Source organism: Burkholderia sp. MSh2, from assembly GCF_000731655.1.
Classification (GTDB): Bacteria; Pseudomonadota; Gammaproteobacteria; order Burkholderiales; family Burkholderiaceae; genus Burkholderia; species Burkholderia paludis.
This window is the reverse complement of the sequence record NZ_JPGM01000058.1, coordinates 12,541-30,305: the sequence shown is the minus strand read 5'-3', so window position 1 is coordinate 30,305 and position 17,765 is coordinate 12,541. Positions and strand designations below refer to the sequence as shown.

Annotated in this window: 19 protein-coding genes; 10 read left to right on the top strand and 9 right to left on the bottom strand. The window is 68.7% G+C overall.

The window, feature by feature from the left end:
* Positions 1–132: 132 nt before the first annotated feature.
* Positions 133–1,533, bottom strand: a complete 1,401-nt coding sequence (locus tag GQ57_RS29510; RefSeq protein WP_031398007.1) for an LLM class flavin-dependent oxidoreductase — start codon at positions 1,531–1,533, stop codon at positions 133–135.
* Entirely contained in the window at positions 1,530–2,795 is a 1,266-nt protein-coding gene (locus GQ57_RS29505) for an acyl-CoA dehydrogenase family protein (RefSeq protein WP_034199731.1), read from the bottom strand. The genes GQ57_RS29510 and GQ57_RS29505 overlap by 4 nt, the downstream gene beginning before the upstream one ends.
* Before the next feature lie 302 nt (positions 2,796–3,097).
* On the opposite strand from GQ57_RS29505, the gene GQ57_RS29500 reads away from it, so the two are divergent.
* A complete protein-coding gene (locus tag GQ57_RS29500) occupies positions 3,098–4,336 on the top strand; it encodes an SfnB family sulfur acquisition oxidoreductase (RefSeq protein WP_031398005.1) in 1,239 nt (412 codons plus the stop codon).
* Between the two features lie 19 nt (positions 4,337–4,355).
* Here the strand turns inward: GQ57_RS29500 and GQ57_RS29495 are convergent, their stop codons facing one another.
* Positions 4,356–4,535, bottom strand: a complete 180-nt coding sequence (locus tag GQ57_RS29495) for a hypothetical protein (protein WP_034199730.1) — start codon at positions 4,533–4,535, stop codon at positions 4,356–4,358.
* Positions 4,532–4,939, bottom strand: a complete 408-nt coding sequence (locus tag GQ57_RS29490; RefSeq protein WP_034199729.1) for a DUF3224 domain-containing protein — start codon at positions 4,937–4,939, stop codon at positions 4,532–4,534. Before GQ57_RS29490 ends, GQ57_RS29495 begins: the two co-directional genes overlap by 4 nt.
* Before the next feature lie 167 nt (positions 4,940–5,106).
* On the opposite strand from GQ57_RS29490, the gene GQ57_RS29485 reads away from it, so the two are divergent.
* The 4 genes from GQ57_RS29485 (at position 5,107) to GQ57_RS29470 (ending at position 8,858) form a co-directional block, all read left to right on the top strand.
* Positions 5,107–5,751, top strand: coding sequence for an HD domain-containing protein (locus tag GQ57_RS29485; RefSeq protein WP_034199728.1), 645 nt, complete (start codon positions 5,107–5,109; stop codon positions 5,749–5,751).
* A gap of 89 nt (positions 5,752–5,840) precedes the next feature.
* Positions 5,841–6,503 (top strand): glutathione S-transferase family protein, encoded by a 663-nt coding sequence (locus GQ57_RS29480; RefSeq protein ID WP_034199727.1) that lies wholly within the window; start codon positions 5,841–5,843, stop codon positions 6,501–6,503.
* 149 nt (positions 6,504–6,652) lie between these two features.
* Positions 6,653–7,570: an acetoacetate decarboxylase family protein gene (locus GQ57_RS29475; RefSeq protein ID WP_034199726.1), complete on the top strand. Its 918-nt coding sequence runs from the start codon at positions 6,653–6,655 to the stop codon at positions 7,568–7,570.
* A gap of 43 nt (positions 7,571–7,613) precedes the next feature.
* Positions 7,614–8,858 carry a saccharopine dehydrogenase family protein gene (locus GQ57_RS29470; RefSeq protein ID WP_034199725.1) on the top strand — a complete coding sequence of 415 codons (1,245 nt, stop codon included), beginning with the start codon at positions 7,614–7,616 and terminating at the stop codon, positions 8,856–8,858.
* 169 nt (positions 8,859–9,027) lie between these two features.
* Here the strand turns inward: GQ57_RS29470 and GQ57_RS29465 are convergent, their stop codons facing one another.
* A complete protein-coding gene (locus tag GQ57_RS29465; RefSeq protein WP_034199724.1) occupies positions 9,028–9,711 on the bottom strand; it encodes a type 1 glutamine amidotransferase domain-containing protein in 684 nt (227 codons plus the stop codon).
* Between the two features lie 132 nt (positions 9,712–9,843).
* Positions 9,844–10,497, bottom strand: a complete 654-nt coding sequence (locus GQ57_RS29460; protein ID WP_034199723.1) for a TetR/AcrR family transcriptional regulator — start codon at positions 10,495–10,497, stop codon at positions 9,844–9,846.
* Between the two features lie 99 nt (positions 10,498–10,596).
* Here GQ57_RS29460 and GQ57_RS29455 point away from each other — a divergent pair, with 99 nt between their 5' ends.
* On the top strand, positions 10,597–12,072 hold the full coding sequence (locus GQ57_RS29455) for a coniferyl aldehyde dehydrogenase (protein ID WP_034199722.1): 1,476 nt from the start codon (positions 10,597–10,599) through the stop codon (positions 12,070–12,072).
* A 58-nt stretch (positions 12,073–12,130) separates the two neighbouring features.
* On the opposite strand, the gene GQ57_RS29450 is transcribed toward GQ57_RS29455, so the two are convergent.
* Entirely contained in the window at positions 12,131–12,748 is a 618-nt protein-coding gene (locus GQ57_RS29450; RefSeq protein ID WP_034199740.1) for a LysE family translocator, read from the bottom strand.
* A gap of 67 nt (positions 12,749–12,815) precedes the next feature.
* Here GQ57_RS29450 and GQ57_RS29445 point away from each other — a divergent pair, with 67 nt between their 5' ends.
* Positions 12,816–13,739, top strand: a complete 924-nt coding sequence (locus tag GQ57_RS29445; protein WP_034199721.1) for a LysR family transcriptional regulator — start codon at positions 12,816–12,818, stop codon at positions 13,737–13,739.
* A 113-nt stretch (positions 13,740–13,852) separates the two neighbouring features.
* Positions 13,853–14,029, top strand: a complete 177-nt coding sequence (locus GQ57_RS43150; RefSeq protein ID WP_160257563.1) for a hypothetical protein — start codon at positions 13,853–13,855, stop codon at positions 14,027–14,029.
* Here GQ57_RS43150 and GQ57_RS29440 read toward each other — a convergent pair.
* A complete protein-coding gene (locus GQ57_RS29440) occupies positions 14,023–14,631 on the bottom strand; it encodes a short chain dehydrogenase (RefSeq protein WP_034199720.1) in 609 nt (202 codons plus the stop codon). The two genes, GQ57_RS43150 and GQ57_RS29440, sit on opposite strands and share 7 nt — an antisense overlap.
* A gap of 106 nt (positions 14,632–14,737) precedes the next feature.
* Between GQ57_RS29440 and GQ57_RS29435 the strand changes: the two genes are divergently transcribed.
* Complete coding sequence (locus GQ57_RS29435) at positions 14,738–15,649, top strand: LysR family transcriptional regulator (protein WP_034199719.1); 912 nt, start codon at positions 14,738–14,740, stop codon at positions 15,647–15,649.
* 80 nt (positions 15,650–15,729) lie between these two features.
* Here the strand turns inward: GQ57_RS29435 and GQ57_RS29430 are convergent, their stop codons facing one another.
* Complete coding sequence (locus tag GQ57_RS29430) at positions 15,730–16,686, bottom strand: LysR substrate-binding domain-containing protein (protein WP_034199718.1); 957 nt, start codon at positions 16,684–16,686, stop codon at positions 15,730–15,732.
* Between the two features lie 231 nt (positions 16,687–16,917).
* Here GQ57_RS29430 and GQ57_RS29425 point away from each other — a divergent pair, with 231 nt between their 5' ends.
* On the top strand, positions 16,918–17,646 hold the full coding sequence (locus GQ57_RS29425) for a sulfite exporter TauE/SafE family protein (RefSeq protein ID WP_034199717.1): 729 nt from the start codon (positions 16,918–16,920) through the stop codon (positions 17,644–17,646).
* The last annotated feature ends 119 nt before the right edge of the window (positions 17,647–17,765 follow it).

The following is a 17,765-nucleotide window of genomic DNA, read 5'->3' as shown; positions in this document are numbered from 1 at the left end:
GTGCGCCGGCGCCTTGGGTCGCGCCGCCTTTCCGACCGGCGCGATCGCCGCGCATCCGTCGCCCGATTCGCGCGGCCTGCCGAACGATCGTCCCCCGGCCGGCGAGCCGTGCGGCCCGCCGCCGGCTGGCCGTCACGCGCAGGCGGCCACGCGTTCGGCGTCGCGCTTGACCTGTTCGATGTCGCGGAACTGCGCGGCCGGATGCGCGTCGGGCAGCCGCGCCGACTCGCCGAACAGCTTCTCGCGCAGCGTGCCCGGCGCATAGGCGGTCGGGTACACGCCGCGCCGCTGCAGCTCCGGAACGAGGTGACGCACGACATCCTCGAAGGTTTCGTGCGCCACCGCGTACGCGAGGTTGAAGCCGTCCACGTCGGTGGCGGCGACCCATTCCTGCAGGATGTCGGCGACGGTCGACGCCGACCCGACGAACACCGGGCCCAGGCCGCCGATGCCGCCCCAGGCGGCCAGTTCCCCGATCGTCCACGCGGTGTCGCCGCCCGACAGGTGCTCGACCGCCGACACGATCGCATTCGTCTCGACGCGCCTGACGGGATCGTCCGGCGCGTACTGGCCGAAGTCGATGCCGGTCCAGCCGGACATGAACACCAGCGAGCCGTCGTACGACACGTAGTTGCGATACTCGTCGAACTTGGCCTGCGCCTTCTCGTCGGTTTCGTCGACGATCACGGTGACGAGGTTGTAGATCAACACCTTGGCGGCGTCGCGCCCCGCGGCGGCGGCCTGCGCGCGCACGTCGGCGACGTAGCGCGCGAGCAGCGCGCGGGTCGGCGCGGCGACGAACACGCATTCGGCGTGCTGCGCGGCGAACGCCTTGCCGGGGCCGGACGCGCCCGCCTGGAACAGCACCGGCGTGCGCTGCGGCGACGGTTCGCACAGGTGGTAGCCGGGCACCTCGAAGAAGCGGCCCTTGTGGCCGATCTCGTGCACTTTCTCCGGATGCGTGAACACGCGGCCGTCGCGATCGCGGACCACCGCGCCGTCCTCCCAGCTGCCCTCGAACAGCTTGTACAGCACCTCGATGTATTCGGCCGCGACCGCGTAGCGATCGTCGTGGGTGCGCAGGCCGTGATCGCCGACGTTCTTCGCGCCGCTTTCGAGGTAGGACGTGACGATGTTCCACGCGAGCCGGCCCTTCGTGTGATGGTCGGCGGTCGACAGCCTGCGTGCGAACGTATACGGGTGCTCGAACGTCGTCGACGCGGTGATGCCGATGCCGAGATGCTCGGTGGCCATCGCGATCGGCGCGGCGAGCTGCAGCGGATCGTTGACCGGAATCTGCGCGGCCTGGTGCAGCGCGTGATAGTTGCTGCCCTTGTAGACGTCGTAGTAGCCGATCACGTCCGCGATGAAGATCGCGTCGAAGATCCCGCGTTCGAGCACGCGGGCGAGGTCGGTCCAGTAGTCGAGGTCCTTGTACTGCCACGACCGGTCGCGCGGATGGGCCCACAGTCCGGGCGACTGGTGGCCGACGCAGTTCATCTCGAACGCATTGAAGCGAATGGTCTTGCTCATCGGGCCGCTCCCGTTTCCGTTTCCACCGGCGCGCCCGGGCCGTTGCCGACCTGCCAGACGAACGGCGGCGTGCGCCCGTTGATGACCCAGTCGCCGACGATCCGCGCCTTGTAGACGAGCGGGTTGTGCGACGCCACGGTGCGCGCGTTGCGCCAGTGGCGGTCGAGCGCCGTCGTGCTGCGGGTCGCGGAAGCGCCGAGCGCGTCGAACAGGCGCGTCGCCGCGCGCAGCACGAGTTCGGACACGACGAGCTGGCTCTGCGCGGATTCGATCTCGGCCGCGACGTTGGCGTCGTGCTCGGCCGCCGCGTCGCCGCCGAAGCGCGCCTCGTAGGCCTGTTGCAGCGGCTGCGCGGCGCGCAGCGCGAGGGCGTCGGCCGCATAGGCCCATGACGCGATCTCGCCGATCACCTGCTGGAGTTGCGCGTCGTCGCCCGCGCGCGGCGCGTTGCCGTGGCTGTACACGCGGGTGCGGCGGCGGACCAGGTCGCCCGCGTCGCGCACAATCGCGCGGCCGATGCCGGCCAGCGTCGCGACGTGGAAAAGCTGGTAGAACGCGGTCTGGTATTTGAAGCGTCGTGCGAAGTCGAGCACGTCCCGCGCGTCGACCGTCGCATCCTCGAAGCGCGTGGTGCCGCTGCCGGTCGTCGTCTGTCCGAAACCGTCCCAGTCGTCCTCGCGGATCACGCCGGGCTGTGCGGTCGCGACCGCGACGATCACGTCGCTGCCGTCGTCCGCGCGTTGCGCGAACACGTCGATCCAGTCGGCGAACAGGCTGCCGGTGCTGTAGAACTTCCGGCCGTTCAGCACGAGCCGGCCGTTCTTTTCCGAGACCTTCGTGATGGTCTGGCCGAGCGTCACGTCGCCGGTTTCCGTCCACGCATTGCCGACGAGCTGGCCTTGCGCGAAGCGCCGGAACCATGTCTCGCGGTCGGCGCTCGGCGGCGCGTTCAGCCAGTCCTCGACGAACGCGAAGTGCCCGCGCAGCGCCTGCGGCAGATTGGAATCGGCGGCGGCGAGTTCGGTCAGCAGCCGGAACAGCTGCGGCAGCGACGCGCCGGCGCCGCCGTCGCGCACCGGCAGCCGCACCGCGCCGAAGCCGGCGGCCTTCAGCCAGCCGATCGCCTCGTGCGGTAGTTCGCGGCGGCGCTCGCGTTCCGCGGTGCCGGCCGCGATCCGTTCGAAGATCGGCCTGAAGCGCCCGGCCAGCGCGTCGTAATCGGTGCCGGTGGAAAGTTCGGATGCTGCGTGAGACGAAGTCATGCGGTGGTCCTTGATGGCGGGGCCGTCGATGCCGGCAGGCCAGTATAGGAAGCGCCGTGCTGACGATCCAATAACGGATTCGTACATCGTTATCGCCGCGGGGCATTACGCGGACGAGTTGGTGCGCGATCGATGCTGCGACGTCGATCGCGCTGCTGATGCGCGGTTGTAGCGGGGTTGCGTACGGGCGGCATGCCGCATCGTTTGTCATCCGAAGGAATATCGTTGTGCGAATCGCTCGGTTTGCCCGCGCGCGGGGCGCTGCTAGATTGCGTGTTCCCGTTACTCAGCAGGAGAGCCCGATGTCAGAGACGAGCGCCACGATTCAGGAACCGCCGGCCGATACGAAAGCGCAGGCGGCCCGCGTGATCGCCGACGACGCGCAGGCCATCGAGGCCGCGCATGCGCTGGCGCAGCGGCTCGCGCAAGGCGCGGCCGAACGCGACCGGGAGCGCCGGCTGCCGCGCGACGAGATCGAATGGTTCTCGCAGTCGGGGCTGTGGGCCATCACCGTGCCGAAGGCATACGGCGGCGCGGGCGTGTCGCATGTGACGCTGACGGAGGTCGTGAAGATCGTTGCGGCAGCCGATCCGTCGCTCGGGCAGTTGCCGCAGAATCATTTCGGGCTGGTCGACGTGATCGCGCTGACCGGCACCGACGCGCAGAAGCGCCATTTCTTTTCCGAGGTGCTGAGCGGCAAGCGGTTCGGCAACGGCTTCTCGGAGAAGGGCACGAAGCACGTGCTCGACCTGAAGACGCGCGTGCGCCGGGACGGCGACGATTTCGTCGTCGACGGCACCAAGTTCTATTCGACCGGGGCGCTGTTCGCGCACTACGTGCCGGTGCTCGGCCTCGACGACGAGCGCCACGCGTGGCTCGCGTATATCCGCCAGCCGGCGCCGGGGCTGGCCGTGATCGACGACTGGTCGGGCTTCGGGCAGCGGACCACGGCGAGCGGCACGGTGGTGCTCGACAACGTGCGCGTGCCGGCCTCGCACGTGCTGCCGGCCCAGCGCGTGTCGGACCTGCCGACGCTGAACGGCCCGCTGTCGCAGATCATCCAGGCCGCGATCGACGCGGGCATCGCCCGGGCCGCGCTCGACGATACGCTGGCGTTCGTCCGCACGCGCACGCGGCCGTGGGTCGACAGCGGCGTCGAGCGGGCGGCCGACGATCCGTTGACGATCCGCGAGATCGGCCACCTGCATATTCAGCTGCATGCGGCGGAGGCGCTGCTCGAGCGCGCGGCGCGCACGCTCGACGAGATCGCGGCGCGGGGCGACGTGACCGAGGACGACGTCGCGCGCGCGTCGGTGGCGGTCGGGGAGGCGAAGGTGCTGACGACCGAGATCGCGCTGCTCGCGGGCGAGAAGCTGTTCGAGCTGGCCGGCACGCAGGCGACGCTGGCCGAGCACAATCTCGACCGGCACTGGCGCAATGCGCGCACGCATACGCTGCACGATCCGGTGCGCTGGAAATATCACCTCGTCGGCAACTACTACCTGAACGGCGTGCGTCCGGCCCGCCATGCGTGGAACTGAGCCGCCGGCGACTCCACCCTCAAGGCGCGGCGACGGCAACGCCCGCCGCCGCAGCAGCCGGGTTCGTCGACGCGATCGTGGATGAACCCGCCGATGCCGTCGAAGCGCAGCCGCCGGATTTCGCCGGGGCGAACGCCGCGACGTTCTCGAAGGAGCCGGCGGTGCAATCCGGCAGCGGCCTCGCCGCGAGGCCGGTCATTGCGGCGATTCGGGCAGCGTGTATTCGAAGCGGTAGGCATGACGGCCGTTGTCGACGTCGATGGTCATCGAGCCGGCGAGCCCCAGCAACGCCCCCGTGCCGGAATCGGGCACGACGGTGATCGACTGCCGCGGTTGCCCGCGGGTCATCGTGGCACTGTGCTGCAGGACGAAGCTGCCGTGGCGGCCGCCGAGCGCGCCTTGCACCGTTTCCATCGCCACATAGCCGGCGGAGCCCTGCACGTCGCTGCGAAACGCGAGCATCTCTCCGTGGCTGACGGCTTCCAGATCGCCGTGAAACTGCTTGTCGAGCGACATGCGGCCGAGCCCGGTAGCGCCCGCGACGGGACTCAGGGGTTCGGGATTCAGCTTCACTTCAAACGGTCCGTTGGCCAGCAAGGTCATGGCGGCGCTCCTCGTCGAATGGGCATGCCGCACTATAAGCCAACCGGGTTCCGCCCGAGGTGACGGTTCGACCGATGCGAACGCGTCGCCGCCGGGCGCCGCCGTGGCTTGCTTTTTCTCGCGGCGCCTGGGAGATAATCGGCATCCCGTCCCCGACGCGTTCATCCATGACTCTCCCCGCTTTCGCACCCTTTCAGGATCTGGCCAGGACCCTGCTGGCTCACTGGAACGACACCCACGACGACGGCGCTCACGACACGTCGCATCTGCAACGCGTGTGGAAGAACGCGGCCGCCATCCAGGCCGAAGAGGGCGGCGACGCCGAAGTGCTGCTGGCGGCGACGCTGCTGCACGACTGCGTGGCGGTGGAGAAAAATTCTCCGCTGCGCGCGCAGGCATCGCGGCTGGCGGCGGAAAAGGCCCGGCGGGTGCTGACGTCGCTCGACTGGCCCGACGCGAAGATCGACGCGGTCGCGCATGCGATCGAGGCGCACAGTTTCTCGGCCTGCATCGCGCCGCTGACGCTGGAGGCCAAGGTGCTGCAGGACGCCGACCGGCTCGACGCGATCGGGATGGTGGGCGTCGCGCGATGCTTCTATGTCGCGGGCCGGATGGGCAGCGCGCTGTACGATCCGGACGATCCGCATGCCGAGAGACGGGCGCTCGACGACACGCGATTCGCCCTCGATCACTTCCGCACGAAGCTGCTGAAGCTGTCGACCGGTTTCCAGACTGTCACCGGCACCCGTCTGGCGCTGGTTCGGCGCGATCGGTTGCACCGCTTTCTGGAAGAGTTTTCCGACGAAATCTGATGGCGCCGGCGCGGCCTGCGGATACCGTCGTCATCCGATGCACCCGGTGCGATGCGCAGCGACGCGACCTTTCTCAAGAGGATCGAACCATGAAGATCGTTTCCGGGCCCCTGAGCATGTTCGGTGCGAAGGTCGAGATTGCCGCGCACGAGAAGGGCATCGATTTCGAGCGGGTGATGGCGCCGTTCAGCCAGCTTCGCGGCTACGAGCCCAGGCATCCGGACGTGGTGCGCATCAATCCGAAGCGGCAGGTGCCGGTATTGATGGACGGCGATCTGGAGATATTCGATTCCACGCAGATCTTCGAATATCTCGAGGACCTGAAGCCCGATCCCGCGCTGTGGCCGGCGGGACCGGCGGCGCGCGCCGTGGCGCGCCAGCTCGAACATGGCAGCGACGAGGTCTATTTTCCGCACATCGTCCGGCTGATGGGCCTGGAACGGACGCCGGACGACCCGGCGGCGCAGGCCGCGCGCGCGGCAGCGGCGCAGTACTACCTGCGCATGGAGCAGGTGCTCGGGGAGCGTGCATTTCTGGCCGACACGTATTCCTACGCCGACATCGCGTTCTACATGGCGCAACTGTTCGGCGCGCGCAAGGGCGCGCCGATGACGGACGAGACGCCCCGCCTGCTCGCGTGGCGCGACCGGATGACGGCCCGGCCCGCCGTGTGGAAGGTCGCCGGCGCGATGGCCGGATATCTTGCGTCGATCGGGGAGGCGGTGCCCGGTTTTCTTCGCGCGCGTGGCTAGCCTCCGGGCGGACGCAATCCGACTTGCTCCTCTATTCGGACCCTTGACCTTGAAGTCGACTTCAAACTTAGAGTGCCTGCTGACGGCGGTGCATCAGCAGGCTTCGGGTGTTGCCTGCCACGGTCGATCATCGACGAGGGGCAACCAGCATGGACAGACGTTTCACTCAGGTCGAATTCGGGCCGCACAAGGTCGACGTGCCCGAGGGCGGGTACTACGACCGGTTCCGGATGAATCCCGACCTGAACGAGGTGGCGCGCGATCCCGCCGCGGGGAACATCGATTTTTTCCGCCGGATTCCGAAGCGCCAGGTCATGTCGCGGGTCGGTCCGACCTGGGCGCCGAACTTCTACTACCGCTCCAGCAGCATTCAGCTCCTGTTCCTGGCGCCGCTCGAACGGCTGCGGGCCACGCTGCCGGCGCCGCTCGAACCGCTGCGCGCGCTGCCCGGCCGCGGGCTGGTCGCACTGACCTTCTTTTCGTATTCCGTCTGCGACAACGATCCCTATGACGAAGTGTCGGTCGCGGTGGTCATCCGCCGGCCCGGCGCGACGGGGTCGCACGCGCTCGAGCTGATCGACTCGATGCGACGCCGGAGCTTCGTCGCGCACGTGCTGGCGCTGCCGGTCACCACGGAAATCGCGCGGGTGCGCGGCGTCCACGGTTATCAGTTGCCCAAGTGGCTCGCCGATATCGACGTGAACCTCGGCGCGGTCGCCAGCGCCCGCATTGCGGGCCCGGGCGGCCGGCCGGACCTGAGCCTGAGCGTGCCGCTGCCGGCGCTGACCGAGGCCGCGCCCCAGTCCCGCCTGGGCACGACGACGATGATCAATCGCATCGACGGCGAATGGCATCAGTCGACGGTGCAGACCAATACGCTCTCGTTCGCCCAGCGCCTGTTGCCGCGCAACGTCGAGCTGGTGCGGCACGGCGGCCCACTGAGCCAGCTGCTCGACGGGCTCGGCGCATCCACCGTCCTGCGTCTCGACGTGGTGAAGGACGCGCAGCTGGTCCTGAACCTGCCGACTCCGCTGAAGGGATTCGATGAACCCGGAACGCCACGCTAACCCCGCGGATGTCCACGCCACGCCGGCGCCGAAGGAATCGTCCATGACCCAGCCGACCCACGATCTCGTCGTATTTGGCGCCACCAGCTTCGTCGGGCAGATCCTGGCCCGCTACCTGTCCGAGTACCTGTCGGGCGCCGGCGAGCCGCTGCGCTGGGCCATCGCCGGCCGCTCCGAAGCGAAGCTCCGGCAGGTCAGGGAAACGCTGGGCGCGGCCGGACCGTCCGTGCCGATCGTCGTCGCCGACGCGGCCGATGACGCGCAGCTTCGCGCGCTCTGCGCGCAAACGCGGGTGGTCGTGTCCACCGTCGGCCCCTACGCGCTTTACGGCGAGCCGCTGGTCAGGATCTGCGCGGAAACCGGCACCGACTACTGCGACCTGACCGGCGAGACGCAGTGGATCAAACGGATGATCGAGAAGTACGAGCCGGCGGCCCGGCGATCCGGCGCGCGCATCGTCCATTGCTGCGGCTTCGATTCGGTGCCGTCGGACCTGGGCGTGTTCTTCCTGCAGCAACAGGCGCGGCGGCAATGGGGCGCACCGGCCGCGCAGGTGAAGATGCGCGTGAGGACGCTGAAGGGCGGCGCGTCGGGCGGCACGGTGGCGAGCGTGATCAACGTCGTTCGCGAAGCGGCGGCCGACCCGGCATTGCGCCGGGAACTGCTCGATCCTTATTCGCTGTGCCCGAAGGGGCACGGCTTCACGGTGCGCCAGCATGCGGTGCGGTCGGCGGAATTCGATCGCGACTGCGACGCGTGGATCGCGCCGTTCGTGATGGCGGCGATCAACGAGCGGGTGGTGCATCGTTCCAATGCGCTCGCGGACGATGCGTACGGCAGCCGCTTCAGCTACGACGAAGCGGTGATGACGGGCGTGGGCCTCAAGGGCCGCCTGACCGCGCTGACGATGGTGGCCGGCCTCGGCGCGTTCATGGTGGGCGTCGTCATCGGGCCGGTGCGCGGCCTGATGGAGCGCTTCCTGTTGCCGAAGCCCGGCGAGGGGCCGAGTGTCGAGGCCCAGCAGGCCGGCCGCTACGATCTGCGCTTTTTCGGGCGCGCCGACGACGGACGGACCGTGCGCGTGACGGTCACCGGCGATCGCGATCCGGGCTACGGCTCCACCGGCAAGATGCTCGGCCAGGCCGCGATCAGCCTCGCGCTGGATTGCGTCGCCGACGGCGTCAAGACCGGACGCGGCGGCGGCTTCTGGACGCCCGCGACGATGTTCGACGAACGGTACATCGAGCGTCTGGTTCGCCATGCGGGGCTGCGGTTCGAGGTCGTCTGAGCGCGCGTGCCGTTCGTCGTTCAAGGACGCTGCCGTCGCGCATCCCGCCCGCGAATGCGATGGACGAAGGCGACGGCGCCGCCTCCGCGCGTGACGAACGGGTGTCGCGCCGGACGGCCTGCTCCCGGGGCGGCGGCCGTCACGTCGCGTCGCATCACGTCACGTCACGTCAAAGAAGCGCGACGACCTGTTCGGCGGTCGCCTTTGCGGATTGCGGATTCTGGCCGGTGACCAGGCGGCCGTCGACGACGACGTTCGACGTGAACGGCAGCAGCGCCTTCTCGTAGCGCGCACCGCGCTCCTGCATCTGCTGCTCGACGTTATAGGGCACTTTCTTCGCCACGCCGGCGAGGATTTCCTCCACCCACGAATAGCCGGTGATCCGGCGTCCGGCGACCAGCAGCGAGCCGTCCGACAGCTTCGTGTTCAGCAGCCCGCAGTAGCCGTGGCAGACCGACGACACGATGCCGCCGCGTTCGTAGATCTCGCGGGTGAGCCGCTGCAGGCCCGCGTCGTCCGGGTAGTCCCACATCACCGCGTGGCCGCCGGTGAAGTAGATCGCATCGAAATCGGCCGGATCGATCTCGTCGGGGCGTGCCGTGGTGGCGAGCAGCGCCGCGTTGGCCTGGTCGGCGCGCCACGCCTTCGCGGCGGCGTCGGCATGCGGCCATTTGAGCGAGCGCGGCTCCAGCGGCGACACGCCGCCCTTCGGGCTCACGAGCCGCTGCTCGTAGCCGTGCGCCGCGAAGATGTGATGGGCATGCGTCAGCTCGGACAGCCACAGGCCGGTCGGTTGCGACGGATCGGCGTAGTGCGCGACGTTGCTGACGACGTGAAGGATACGCTTGGTCATGATGCGGTTCCCGGTTGATCGGCCAAGGGCGGACGTGTGCGACGCGCCGCCGGATTGTCGGATGGCAGTACCCATACCCATGGCCTCGATACGCTGCCGAGGCAAACCATAACCTTCAAGTTAAATCGAAGGTCAAGCGTCTTTCGTGCGGGCCGTCGGCGCGTGCCCGTCGGGCAGCACGAGGCCGTCCAGCAGCGTCGCCAATGCATCCTCGATCGCATGATCGCCGACCTTCTCGCGCACCAGGCGCCCGTCGATCGCGAGCATCGTCAGGCCATGCAGGTGCGCCCAGCAGGCGGTCGCCTGGCCGAGCGCCGGACGCGGGCGGATCGTGCCGGCGCGCTGGCCGCACTCCAGGAGGTCGACCACCAGCAGGAACGGCGCCTGGACGCGCGGATCGAGGTGGATGTCCGAAGGCTCCCCGGCGTCAGCGGCAAACATCAGCCGGTAGAGGTCCGGGTTGCGCTGCCCGAACGCGAGATGGGCGTACGCGAGCGCCAGCAGCACCGCCGGCGCGTCCGCGGCCGGATCGACGGACGCGGCGAGTTCGTCGCGCAGGCGGTCGAAACCGATCAGCGCCAGTTCGTGAAGCAGCGCGGCCTTGTCCGGGAAATGCCGGTACGGCGCGGAGTGGCTGACGTTCGCCCGCCGCGCGATTTCACGCAGCGTGAACTGCCAGCCTTGTTGCTCCTGCAGCGTGTCGAGCGCCGTGTCGATGATTGCGCGACGCAGATCGCCGTGGTGATAAGCCTTGTGCCCGGTGTCCGCATCCGCGTTCGACGGCATCGTGCTTCTCCTATGTTGACAGGGAAAACATTGTGGGCCTATGATCCGCTGCATGCAAGTTGACAGTGTCTACATCAACGCTCTTTCGTGAGGTGCACCATGGCCGTTTCCGCGGAATCCCGCTCGAGCCTCGATCCGGCGGCGTTGCTGGCCCGCCAGCGCGACGCGTTTGTCGGCGAGGGGCCGCCGAGCCTGCAGCAGCGCAAGGCGCGGCTCGCGCGGCTGCGCGCCGTGGTGCTCGCATATCGCCGCGAAGTGGAGGAGGCGGTCAGCGCCGATTTCGGGCATCGCTCGCGACACGAGACGGCGATCATGGAACTGGTCGGCGTGATCCAGGCGATCGACTACCTGACGCGCAACCTGCGCCGCTTCATGAAGCCGCAGCGCCGGCATGTCGGCCTCCTCTATCGCGCCGGGCACGCCCATGTGGAATATCAGCCGCTGGGCGTCGTCGGCGTGATGGCGCCATGGAACTACCCGTTCGCGCTGACCTTCATTCCGCTGGCCACCGCGCTGGCCGCGGGCAATCGCGCGATGCTCAAGCCCTCGGAGCTGACGCCGCGCACCAGCGAGGTGATGCGCCGGATGCTCGCGGAGACCTTCGCGAGCGAAGAAGTCGCGGTCGTGCTCGGCGGGCCGGAAATCGGCGCCGCGTTCAGCGGCCTGCCGTTCGATCACCTGCTGTTTACCGGCAGCACGCAGGTGGGCCGCAAGGTCATGAAGGCAGCCAGCGACAACCTGGTGCCGGTGACGCTCGAACTCGGCGGCAAGAGCCCGGCGATCGTCGCGAGGGGGCACGTCGACGAGCGGTCGGTCTCCAGCATCGTGTTCGGCAAGCTGTCGAACGGCGGGCAGACCTGCGTGGCGCCCGACTACGCGCTGGTGCACGAGGACGACCTGGACGCGTTCGTCACGCAATACGATGCGGCCGTTGCGCGTTTCTACCCGGGCGGGCCGACCAGCCAGGACTACACGTCGATCGTCAGCGACCGGCATTTCGATCGATTGAAAGGGCTCGTCGACGAGGCGCGCAGCAAAGGCGCGCGCGTGATCGAGGCGGGCGTGAACCCGAAGCAGGCGGCCACCCGCAAGCGGACGCTCGCGCCCACGCTGATCGTCGGGGCCGGCGACGATACGGCCGTCATGCAGGAAGAGATCTTCGGGCCGATCCTGCCGGTGCGCACGTATCGCACGATCGACGAAGTCGTCGATTACGTGAATGCGCGCCCGCGGCCGCTTGCGCTGTATTACTTCGGCGCGCGGGACGGCGATTGCGAGACGTTGCTGGCGCGCACCACGTCGGGCAACGTCGGCATCAACAACACGCTGCTGCATGTCGCGCAGGAAGACCTGCCGTTCGGCGGTGTCGGCCCGAGCGGGATGGGCGCGTATCACGGCATCGAGGGGTTCCGCGCGATGAGCCATGCCAAGGGCGTGTTCGTGCAGGGGCGCTGGAACCTGCCGAGCCTGCTGCGCGCGCCGTTCGGCAAGCTCGTGGATCTCTCGCTGGCGGCGCTGCTCGGGCGCAGCCGGGAGCCGGTCGGCGCGCGGGCGGGCTTGAGCACGCGGCGCTGAGCCGGGCGGCCCGTCGGCCCGGCCGCGCCCGGCGGCGGCGCCAGCGCGGGCGTCCGGATCAGCGTCCGCCGCGCGCGATCGCGAGCGCGACGCCGAAGCCCACGAGCAGGCATCCGAAGGTGCGGTCGATCCAGTGGCGCAGCGACAGCAGGCGATCGCGGACGGCCGGCGCGGAGAAGCACAGGGCGACCAGGCTGAACCAGCCGGCGTGCGCCAGCGCGATGAACGCGCCATAGCCGAGCTGCACGATCAGCGGCGTGTCGGGTCGCACGGCCTGCATGAACAGGCTGACGATGAACACCGTGGTCTTGGGGTTCAGCGCATTGGTCAGGAAGCCGGTGCGCAGCGCGGCCAGGTCGGACAGCGGCGCGACCCCGGCGGCGGGTCGCCCGTCGGCGGCCTTCGTCATGAGCATCCTTGCGCCCAGGTAGACCAGGTAGACCGCGCCGATCAGCTTGACGGTATTGAAGAGCCACGGCGATTGCCGGATCAGCAGGCCCACGCCCAGCAGCGTGTAGCTCACGTGGACCGTGACGCCGAGCCCGATCCCGAGTGCCGTGAGCACGCCCGAGCGGCGCGACAGCATCAGGCTGTTGCGCGTGACCATCGCGAAGTCGGGGCCCGGGCTGATCACGGCCAGCAGCGTGATCGTGACTACAACTATCCATTCTGTCATCGTGTCGTCCTTTCGGTCGGTGTCGTCATGGCACAATCGTAGAGACCGTATCCGCCCGGGAAAAGCGATGATTTCTGACCAGAATGGTGAGCTGGATTCACCATCGATCCGTTCGCACCTGCCATCGCTGATGGCCTTGCGCTGCTTCGAGGCGGCGGCGCGTCACGAGCATTTCAGCCGGGCCGCCGACGAGCTGTGCGTGACGCATGGCGCGGTCAGCCGGGCGGTGCGTCTGCTCGAGGACGATCTGGGCGTGGCGCTGTTCGAGCGGCGCAGCCGTCGCGTGTTTCTGACCGACGCGGGCCGCAAGCTGGCCCGGGCGGTGCATGACGGGCTGGGGCTGATGCGTCACGCGGCGGACGAATTGCGCGTCGAGGCTGCACGGGCGCGGCGCTGGGTCCTGTCGTGCGAACCGACGCTGCTGATGCGCTGGCTGATTCCGCGCTGGCCGGATTTCCAGGCGCGGCATGCGGGCGTCGACATTCACCTGGCGGCCGGGGGCGGGCCATTCTCGTTCGACGGCGGCATCGACATGGCGATTCGTCGCAGCGATTTTGCGTGGCCCGCCGGTTGTCACGCCGAGCCGCTGTTCGCCGAGCGGGTGGGGCCGGTCTGCCGGCCCGACAAGGCCGGTGCGTGGTTTGCCTCGCGTCGCGGCGATTGCACGTTGAAGCCGGATGCGCCGCTACTGCATACGCGGACCCGGCCGGGCGCATGGAAGGAATGGGCCGCGGCGGCGAATCGGCCGGCCGCGGGCGGGCGCGGGCAGCGGTTCGACCATTTCTATTTCAGCCTGCAGGCGGCGGTCGCGGGGCTCGGCGTCGCGATCGGCCCGTGGCATCTCGTTCGCGACGACATCGACAGCGGCGTGCTGGTCGCGCCGATGGGGTTCGTCGACGACGGCTCGCACTATTGCCTGCTGACGCCGGCGCCCATCGCGGACGGCACGGCGCAGGCGGATCTGCTTGCGTGGTTGAGGGCGGCGGCCTGACGAACACGGGGAGACCGGGGCGGCGCGGGCCGCCGTGAGCGCCGCGCAATCCGGGATCGCGTCGGGGTTGCTGAACACCGCGCGGCAGGTGGGCGGCGTGATGGGGGGGCGCGTTGTTCGGCTTCTTCGTGCGGGCGCCCGGGGCGGCGTCGTTCATCGACGGGGTGGAGCGGGCGTTGCCCGTCTCGGCGCTGCTGCCGGTCGTCGGCGCCGTGACGGCCTGGCGGAACCCCGGGCAGGCGGCGCAGCGCGGGAAGCGGGCTCGCGCGGCGAGCCCGCTGCGTCAATGACCCACGCGATAGACGCGACCGCTATGCACCCCTTCCACGCTGCGCCGATAGGCCAACGCCACGCGCGCGGCCGGCACGCTCTCGCAGCCTGGAAAAAACGGACCGAACCGGTCCATCGATTCCGTCAGGACGGTCGGGCTCACGGCATTGATCCGGATGCCGCGCCGAAAATCGCACGCGGCGGCGCGCACGAAGCCTTCGATCCCGGCGTTCGACGTCGCGGCGTTGGCGCCTTGCGCAACCGGATCGTCGACCGCGATGCCCGAGGTCAGCGTGATCGATCCGCCGTCGGACAGGTAGTGCTGGCCGACCAGCGCGACGCGTACCTGACCCAGCAGCTTGTCCTGCAATCCCCGGTGGAACTCGGCCGTCGTCATCCTTTCGATCGGCGCCAGGATGACATTGCCCGCGGCGGCGACGATCGCGTCGACTCGCCCGATTTTTTCGAACAGCGCATGCACGCTCTCGTCATGGGCGATGTCGACCTGATGGTCGCCAGACGTGCGCCCGACGCGAATGACGGCATGGGTTCCGTCACGCGCCAGCTCATCCGCCACCGCACGGCCGACGTCTCCGCCGGCGCCGATTACAACGATCTTCATGGAACGGCTCCTTGTCGAATTCAGGTTGGAGCGGCCATTGTTCGTCGAATCGGCGCGCCGATAAATGTGCTCTAATTTTCGATACTACTAATCGCCGGTTCGCAATATGGACAAGCTGCGCTCAATGGAAACGTTCGTTGCCGTCGTGGAAGGCGGCAATTTCACCGAGGCGGCGCAGCGGCTCGGAATGTCGGCGGTCATGGTCGGCAAGTACGTGCGCGAACTGGAAGAGCGCCTCGGCGCGCGCATGCTCGAGCGCACCACGCGACGGCAGAGCCTGACGGATGCGGGGCGTGTCTTCTACGACGATGCGAAGCGCGCGCTTGAACACGTGCGACTGGCCGAGACCTCGGTCGAGCGGTTGCGCGCGTCGCCGTCCGGCACGTTGCGCATCAGCGCGCCGCTCACTTTCGGCTCGTGCGTCGTCGCGCCGCTGGCCGCCGCGTTCCAGCAGATGTATCCGCTCGTGCGCATCGAACTGGAGTTGAGCAATCGTGTCGTCGACCTGGTTGACGAAGGATTCGACCTGGCCATCCGTATCGGTGCGCTCGGCGATGTCGACCTGATCGCGAAGCCGCTGGCCCCGTATCGCATGACGATCTGCGCATCGCCCGGCTACCTCGCGCGGCATGGCCGTCCCGAGACGCCGCAGGACCTGGGCGTGCATCATTGCCTGTCCCACTCGGTATGGAACGGACGTAACGGCTGGAAACTCGCGGGCTGGGACGGGCCGTCGGTGTCGACGGACCCGGTCTTCACGTGCGACGACGGCAACGGCCTGCGCATGGCCGCCATCGCGGGCGCGGGATTGCTGCTGCAGCCGGAAGTCCTGGTGGCGCACGATCTGGCGAGCGGGGCGCTGGTGCCGGTGCTGCAAGCCTATCTGCCCGAGCCGCATCCGATCCATATCGTGTACCGGCGCGACCGGCGGCCGCTGCCGAAGCTGACCCGCTTCGTCGCGCATCTGCTCGAGCATGCCGCCGAGCGGGACACGTCTCAGGAGGCGCTTTCCGGTTGAGCCTGCCGGGAAGCGGCGCGCTCGCGAGGCGATGCGCGTCGGGCGGCCGGGCGGCCGGGCGGCGCTTGCCGCCGGCGACGCTACGCGTCCGGCGCCGTGTGGCCCGAGATCGGGGCGGGGCCGGCCATCTCGGTGATCCATTGTTCGAATGCCATCACGGCATCGTCGTCGGCGCGTTCGGCGTTGATCACCAACTCGTAGTCCGGCGCGTGCCACACCGGCGCCGGTATCGGACAGACCAGGCGGCCCGCGGCCAGGTCGCGCCCGATCAGCGGCAGCGACGCGAGCGCGACACCCAGGCCCTCCATCGCACCGGCCAGTTGAAGATAGGTGTGTTCGACCTCGACGTCGCGCACCGGCCGAAGCTCGGAGGCGCCCGCCTCGCGGAGCCAGTGCGACCACGCCGTGCGTGTCGTGGCGGAGTGCAGCAGCGTGTGGTGACGCAGGTCTGCCGCTTCCCGGACGGGATGCCGGTGCAGCAGCGCCGGGCTGCAGGCCGGCAGCCGCACGTCGGCCATCAGGCGCCGCGAGATCACGCCGTCGCCTTCTTCCCGTCCGGCGCGCACGCCGATATCGAAAGCGTGACCGATATAGCGCAATTTGCGCGAGGTCGTGGACAGGCGCAGGTCGATCTCGGGATACCGGGCCTGGAAGTCGCCGAGCCGCGGCAACAGCCAGTTCAGCGCGAAGCTCGGCTGTACGTTCACGCGCACGATACCCGAGACCCGATGCGCGACGCCACGCCGGCGCAGCCGGCCCGCCGTCGCGGCGAGCCGCTCGAACGTGCTGCTCACGTCGTTGAGCAATGCGGCGCCTTCGTCGGTCAGGGCGACGCCGCGTGCGCGACGCTCGAACAGCGGCACCCCGAACCAGTCTTCCAGCAGCCGGATCTGCTTGCCGACAGCCCAGTGCGTGACGTGCAGGTCGGCCGCGGCGGCCGTCAGGCTGCCATGCCGCGCGACCGCTTCGAAATGGCGAAGCGCATTGAGCGGCGGCAGCTTTCCGTCATTGCCTTGCGGCTTCCTCGCGCGGTTCACGATGTGACTTTTTCTCTCATGTGAGGCGATATTAACTCATTTGATATGGGGGGGCGGCGACGATAGGATCGTCGTCGAAGGAATTGAAAAGAAACGGACATGTCGCGCCTCTCCGGCCGGAATGTCATTTGCCCGAGGGGCCATGCGCTGCGATTTATTCTCCCTGACGCCCGCATTACGATCGGCTCGCCGGGCCGGCATCGGCTCGGCACCCGACGCGTTGCTTCGCCGATGACGGGCTACCTGCTGGTTCTGTTCGTCGGCGTGGCGGCCGGTACGCTGAGCGGCATCGTCGGTACGGGTTCGTCGATGATGCTGATGCCGGTGCTCGTGATCTGCTTCGGGCCGCAGCGTGCGGTGCCGATCATGGCGATCGGCGCGGTGATGGGCAACCTCGGCAAGGTATGCGCGTGGCGACGCGAGATCGACTGGCGGGCGCTCGGCGCCTACTGCCTGACGGCCGTTCCCGGCGTCGCGCTGGGCGTTCGCACGTTGCTGGCGCTGCCTGCGCGCTTCGTCGACGTCGCGCTCGGCGTGTTCTTCATCGCGATGATTCCCGCGCGCCGCTGGCTTGCCCGCCGCTCGGCGCGGCTCAGCCTGTGGAACCTGGCGATGATCGGCGGCCCGGTGGGCTTCCTGACGGGAATCGTCGTGTCGACCGGCCCGATTACCGTGCCCGTCTTCACGTCCTATGGCCTGGAGCGGGGAGCGTTTCTTGCAACGGAAGCCGCCGGGGCCTTGGCCGTTTATGCGACCAAGATCGCGACGTTCCGGGAAGCCGGTGCGCTGCCGCTCGACGTGTGGACCAAAGGGCTGATAGTCGGGGGGGCGTTGATGACGGGATCGTTCATCGCGAAACGATTCGTTGTCCGGATGAAGTCGTCGTCGTTCAGGCTCCTGGTCGACGGGTTGATGTTCGTGTCGGGCACTTCGTTGCTGTGGGCGTCGGTGGCGAAATAGGCCGGTTGCAAGGTCGCCTTGCGACTTGGCTGCGTGACTTCCCCGGGCCGTTTCAATGCGCGTTACCGAATGACGATCTGCGCGTCGCCTGACTATATCGGCCAACGCGGGCTGCCGCG

What these genes read in the sequence shown, in the direction of transcription:
- GQ57_RS29510 (WP_031398007.1), bottom strand. Translation starts at nt 1,533, where the DNA reads ATGAGCAAGACCATTCGCTTCAATGCGTTCGAGATGAACTGCGTCGGC.
- GQ57_RS29505 (WP_034199731.1), bottom strand. Translation starts at nt 2,795, where the DNA reads ATGACTTCGTCTCACGCAGCATCCGAACTTTCCACCGGCACCGATTAC.
- GQ57_RS29500 (WP_031398005.1), top strand. Translation starts at nt 3,098, where the DNA reads ATGTCAGAGACGAGCGCCACGATTCAGGAACCGCCGGCCGATACGAAA.
- GQ57_RS29495 (WP_034199730.1), bottom strand. Translation starts at nt 4,535, where the DNA reads ATGACCGGCCTCGCGGCGAGGCCGCTGCCGGATTGCACCGCCGGCTCC.
- GQ57_RS29490 (WP_034199729.1), bottom strand. Translation starts at nt 4,939, where the DNA reads ATGACCTTGCTGGCCAACGGACCGTTTGAAGTGAAGCTGAATCCCGAA.
- GQ57_RS29485 (WP_034199728.1), top strand. Translation starts at nt 5,107, where the DNA reads ATGACTCTCCCCGCTTTCGCACCCTTTCAGGATCTGGCCAGGACCCTG.
- GQ57_RS29480 (WP_034199727.1), top strand. Translation starts at nt 5,841, where the DNA reads ATGAAGATCGTTTCCGGGCCCCTGAGCATGTTCGGTGCGAAGGTCGAG.
- GQ57_RS29475 (WP_034199726.1), top strand. Translation starts at nt 6,653, where the DNA reads ATGGACAGACGTTTCACTCAGGTCGAATTCGGGCCGCACAAGGTCGAC.
- GQ57_RS29470 (WP_034199725.1), top strand. Translation starts at nt 7,614, where the DNA reads ATGACCCAGCCGACCCACGATCTCGTCGTATTTGGCGCCACCAGCTTC.
- GQ57_RS29465 (WP_034199724.1), bottom strand. Translation starts at nt 9,711, where the DNA reads ATGACCAAGCGTATCCTTCACGTCGTCAGCAACGTCGCGCACTACGCC.
- GQ57_RS29460 (WP_034199723.1), bottom strand. Translation starts at nt 10,497, where the DNA reads ATGCCGTCGAACGCGGATGCGGACACCGGGCACAAGGCTTATCACCAC.
- GQ57_RS29455 (WP_034199722.1), top strand. Translation starts at nt 10,597, where the DNA reads ATGGCCGTTTCCGCGGAATCCCGCTCGAGCCTCGATCCGGCGGCGTTG.
- GQ57_RS29450 (WP_034199740.1), bottom strand. Translation starts at nt 12,748, where the DNA reads ATGACAGAATGGATAGTTGTAGTCACGATCACGCTGCTGGCCGTGATC.
- GQ57_RS29445 (WP_034199721.1), top strand. Translation starts at nt 12,816, where the DNA reads ATGATTTCTGACCAGAATGGTGAGCTGGATTCACCATCGATCCGTTCG.
- GQ57_RS29440 (WP_034199720.1), bottom strand. Translation starts at nt 14,631, where the DNA reads ATGAAGATCGTTGTAATCGGCGCCGGCGGAGACGTCGGCCGTGCGGTG.
- GQ57_RS29435 (WP_034199719.1), top strand. Translation starts at nt 14,738, where the DNA reads ATGGACAAGCTGCGCTCAATGGAAACGTTCGTTGCCGTCGTGGAAGGC.
- GQ57_RS29425 (WP_034199717.1), top strand. Translation starts at nt 16,918, where the DNA reads ATGACGGGCTACCTGCTGGTTCTGTTCGTCGGCGTGGCGGCCGGTACG.